Here is a 4,306-nt window from a genome sequence, read left to right as displayed (position 1 = left end):
CACCAACACCGGCTGGGGCACCGGGGTGGACATCCGGCCCAATCCGGGCATCGGGCACCCCTGCTACGCCGACTGGCTCCCGGTGACCCGTGGCACACCCGAACCGCCCAAGATCCGCCAATGCCTCCCTGGTCCGGCGATCGGCCCGGTCCCGTATCCCGGGGCCCCGCCTTACGGCGCCCCTCTCTATGGACCCGGCGGTGTCCCGCTGTGGCCCGGGGTACCCCCGGCACCGTCGGCGCCCCCGACGAACCCGCTGACCGCCCCGTTGGCTGACGCGGGCGCCGCCGTGCCGCCGGCGACCGCTCCGTCGGCCGATCCTCCCGCAGCACCGTCGGTGGCGGAGCCCGACGCCGCGCCACCACCGACCCCGGAATCGGCGCCCTCCGCGCCGCCGGCCCCCGGACTCCCGCCGCCCACCGACGATGCACACCCATGACCGTGACCGATTGGAAACCCGAGGCATCCCATGCGAGGTAATTTCGCCGCCGCCGCGTGGCGTCTGGCCGTGTTCCTTGTCATCTGTGTGACCGGTACCTTCGTGCTGCTGGCGGTCTTCGCGCAGTTCCGCTTCGGGCAGGACAAGACCTTCACCGCCGACTTCAGCAACGTCTCCGGACTGAAGACGGGCGACCTGGTGCGCATCGCAGGCGTCGAGGTCGGCAAGGTTGGAGACATCACGGTGCGCCCCGATGCCACGGTCGGAGTCGGCTTCTCCACCGACGACACCGTCGTGCTGACCGATGGCACCCGCGCCGCCATCCGCTACGACAACCTCTTCGGCGGACGCTATCTGGCGCTGGAGGAGGGCGCCGGCGGGGTCAGGACACTGCAACCCGGTCAGACCATCCCGGTCGACCACACCCAACCCGCGCTGGACCTCGACTCCCTCATCGGGGGGTTCCGGCCCCTGTTCCGGGCGCTGAACCCCGACCAGGTCAACCAACTGAGCGGGCAACTGCTCTCGGCGCTGCAGGGACAGGGTGGCACGGTCGGATCGTTCCTCGACCAGGCCGCCGTCGTCACCAATTCATTGGCCAACCGCGACCAGCTCATCGGGCAGGTCATCGACAACCTCAACGTCGTCCTTGGCTCGATCGGCAACCAGAGCGACCGCTTCGACACAGCCGTCACCTCACTGTCGGATCTGGTCAACGGACTCGCCGCCCGCAAGACCGACATCAGCAACGCGGTGGCCTACACCAACGCCGCCGCGGGCAGCCTGGCCGACCTGCTGGCCCAGACTCGCCAACCGTTCCAGAAGGTGGTGCACGAAACCGACCGCGCCGCAGGCATCGCCGTCGCCGATCACGACTATCTCGACAACCTGCTCAACACCTTGCCCGACAAGTACCAAGCCTTGGCGCGCCAAGGCATGTACGGCGACTTCTTCTCCTTCTACCTGTGCGACATCGTGCTCAAGGTCAACGGCAAGGGTGGCCAACCGGTGTACGTCAAGGTCGCGGGCCAGGACAGTGGAAGGTGCACGCCGAAGTGAAGACGTTCAGCGAACGCAACCCGGTGATCATCGGCGCCATCGGCGCCGCCATCGTGGCGGTCCTGGTCACCGCCGCCCTGCAATACCAGAAGCTGCCGTTCCTCAATCAGACCAAGGAGTACTCGGCCTACTTCGCCGACGCCGGTGGTCTGTTCACCGGCGCCGGAGTGGAGGTATCGGGTTACCCGGTGGGCAAGGTGTCCAGCATCGCCCTCGACGGCGCGCGAGTGTTGGTCGAATTCACCGTGGCCGACGACATTCACCTGGGACAGCGCACCGAGGCCGCCATCAAGACCAAGAGCCTGCTGGGCACCAAGGTCCTCAACGTCACGCCCGACGGGCCGGGCCAACTCGACGGCACGATCCCCTTGGAACGCACCGTCTCGCCCTATCAACTACCCGACGCGCTGGGCGATCTGGCCAACACGATCAGCGGACTGAACACCAACCAACTCTCCGATTCGCTTTCGACACTGGCGCAGACCTTCGCCGACACCCCACCGCATCTGAAGTCCGCCGTCGAAGGTGTCGCCCGGTTCGCCCAAACCATCAACTCCCACGACGAGCAGCTGCGGACCCTGCTGTCCAACGCAGCCAAGGTGACTGCCGTGCTGGCCAAGCGCAGCGACCAGGTGGTGCGCCTGGTCGAGGACACCAACGCGCTGCTGGCGCAGTTGCGCACGCAAAGCGATGCCCTTGACCACATCTGGGCCAACATCTCCGCGGTCACCCAGCAACTCAAGGCGTTCATCGGGGAGAACCGCCAACAGCTCAAGCCGGCACTGGACAAACTCAACGGCGTCCTGACGATCGTGGACAACCGCAAGGACCGGTTGGCCCAGGCGGTCAAGCTGCTCAACTCCTACGCCATGTCCCTGGGTGAATCGGTGTCCTCCGGCCCGTTCTTCAAGGCCTACGTGGTCAACCTGCTGCCGGGCCAGTTCGTCCAACCGTTCGTCGACGCCGCGTTCTCCGATCTCGGTCTGGATCCCAACGTCAAGGTGCCGTCCCAGTTGACCGATCCGCAGACCGGGCAACCCGGCACGCCCCCGTTGCCCGTGCCGTTCCCCCGCACCGGCCAAGGCGGAGAACCGGCGCTGCACCTGCCCGACGCCATCACCGGCAACCCGGGCGATCAGGGGTGCGGTCCGGCTGGCGTGGCGCTGCCCGGCCCCACCGGCTGCTACCCGTACCGCGAGCCGCTGCCTGCGCCGCCACCGGGAGGTCCGCCACCGGGACCGCCCGCGGACTCACCGCCGGGCATCGCCTCGGTGCCCGAACCGACCCCGTCCCCGGTCTACGTGCCCGCGCCCGGCGAGACACCCCCAACCGCACCCGCAGGAGGTCAGCCATGACGACGTGGTGGCGCAGCCGACGCGTGCTGGCAGCGGTCCTGGTCGTCGTCCTCGCCGGCGGCATCACCATGGCCGTGCGGTTCAAGAACCACCTCGACACGAACGTGATCGTCGCCTACTTCGAGAACAGCAACGGTCTGTTCCCCGGTGACGACGTCCGCGTCCTGGGCGTCCGGGTCGGACAGGTCGACACGATCCAACCCGAACCCCAGCGGGCCAAGGTCACCTTCTCGATCGACAAGTCCGTCCCCATCCCCGCCGCGGTCAACGCCGCGATCCTGTCCCCGCAGCTGGTGACCGGCCGCGCGATCCAACTGACACCGGCCTACACCTCGGGACCCCAGCTGGCCGGCGGGGCAGTCATTCCGCAGGACCGCACCGCGGTTCCGGTGGAATGGGACGACTTCCGCGATCAGCTGCAGCGACTGACCGATCTGCTCAAGCCCGCCACACCGGGCGGGGTGAGCACGCTGGGATCGTTCATCAACACCGCCGCGGACAACCTGCGCGGGCAGGGCGGTTCCATCCGCGACACCATCATCAAGCTGTCCCAGACGCTGTCGACGCTCGGTGACCACAGCGACGACATCTTCACCACCTTCAAGAACCTGTCCACCGTGGTGACCGCGCTGCACGACAGTTCCGGTGCACTCGAACAACTCAACGGCAACCTCGCCTCGGTCAGTTCGCTGTTGGCCGACAACCCCGACAAGGTGGGTCAGGCGGTCGAGGACCTCAACTCCGTGGTCGGTGACGTGCAAAGCTTTGCCACCGAGAACCGCGAGGCCATCGGCACCACCTCGGACAAACTCGCCTCGATCAGCAACACGTTGGTGAGCAGTCTGGGCGACATCAAGCAGACCCTGCACATCGCCCCGACCACCCTGTCGAACTTCTACAACATCTACGAACCCGCCAACGGGGCACTCACCGGTGCAATCGCGGTGAACAACTTCGCCAACCCGATCGGATTCCTTTGTGGCGCCATCGAGGCTGCCTCCCGGCTGGGCAACGCGCAGTCGGCCAAGCTGTGTGCCCAGTACCTGGCACCGATCATGAAGAACCGGCAATACAACTTCCCACCAATCGGTTTGGACCCCTTTGTCGGGGCGCAGGCCCGACCCAACGAGGTCACCTACAGCGAACCGTGGATGCGACCCGACTTCGTGCCCCCCGCCAATCCCACCGACGGGGCTTCTGCAGCAGGCGCTCCCACCCCGCCCGACGCCCCGCCGCCGGCACCCCTGGCCGCCGAGGCGCCCGGACCCGCCGATGCCGGCACTGGGTCCGCTGCGTCCACCAATCCCGCAGCCGGCCTGCCGGGCATGATGATCCCCGGCCAGGGGGGCGGCTCGTGAGCGTCCACCGATGGACCTACCTGCTGCGCTGCGTCGCGGTGGGCGCGGCCCTGATCACCGTCTCCGGCTGCAGCAGCTGGCACGGCCTGAACTCG

The 4,306-nt window shown here is 67.6% G+C and carries 3 protein-coding genes and 1 pseudogene; all 4 read left to right on the top strand.

The annotated features are described in order from the left end of the window. Window positions 1-439, top strand: a pseudogene (locus tag ACRDUX_RS12960) (hypothetical protein); the annotation flags it as partial. Between the two features lie 30 nt (window positions 440-469). Next, window positions 470-1,498, top strand: coding sequence for an MCE family protein (locus ACRDUX_RS12955; protein ID WP_526414430.1), 1,029 nt, complete (start codon window positions 470-472; stop codon window positions 1,496-1,498). Next, a complete protein-coding gene (locus ACRDUX_RS12950) occupies window positions 1,495-2,853 on the top strand; it encodes a virulence factor Mce family protein (RefSeq protein WP_526414429.1) in 1,359 nt (452 codons plus the stop codon). The genes ACRDUX_RS12955 and ACRDUX_RS12950 overlap by 4 nt, the downstream gene beginning before the upstream one ends. Beyond that, window positions 2,850-4,211, top strand: coding sequence for an MCE family protein (locus ACRDUX_RS12945; RefSeq protein WP_526414428.1), 1,362 nt, complete (start codon window positions 2,850-2,852; stop codon window positions 4,209-4,211). The genes ACRDUX_RS12950 and ACRDUX_RS12945 overlap by 4 nt, the downstream gene beginning before the upstream one ends. The last annotated feature ends 95 nt before the right edge of the window (window positions 4,212-4,306 follow it).

Source organism: Mycobacterium sp. (assembly GCF_050701675.1).
GTDB lineage: Bacteria > Actinomycetota > Actinomycetes > Mycobacteriales > Mycobacteriaceae > Mycobacterium.
This window is presented reverse-complemented; position numbering and strand designations above follow the sequence as displayed.